Consider the following 242-nt stretch of genomic DNA (forward strand, 5'->3'; position numbering starts at 1 on the left):
GATCCCGGTTGAGCAGCGTCACCGCCGCCGCGATGTTGCCTCCGGACGACGTGCCGTTGATCCCGATTCGCTCCGCATCGATGCCGAGCTCGTCGCTCGAGCGGAACAACCAGTCAAGAGCGGCATGACCCTGCTCGATCTGGGTCGGGTACCGGTGTTCGGGGGCCAGCGCGTAGTCGACAGCGACGTGGACGACATTGGCGTCGGCGGTGCGCATCCGGAACGTCGCGTCGACGCTGGTG

Annotated in this window: 1 protein-coding gene; it reads right to left on the reverse strand. The window is 66.9% G+C overall.

All coding sequences use genetic code 11. The annotated features are described in order from the left end of the window. A partial coding sequence (locus tag AAEY78_RS14680; RefSeq protein WP_352340201.1) for an alpha/beta hydrolase fold domain-containing protein occupies positions 1-242 on the reverse strand: 242 nt, incomplete at both ends.

Origin of the sequence: Psychrobacter sp. 16-MNA-CIBAN-0192 (assembly GCF_040309565.1) — a bacterium.
Taxonomy (GTDB): domain Bacteria; phylum Pseudomonadota; class Gammaproteobacteria; order Pseudomonadales; family Moraxellaceae; genus Psychrobacter.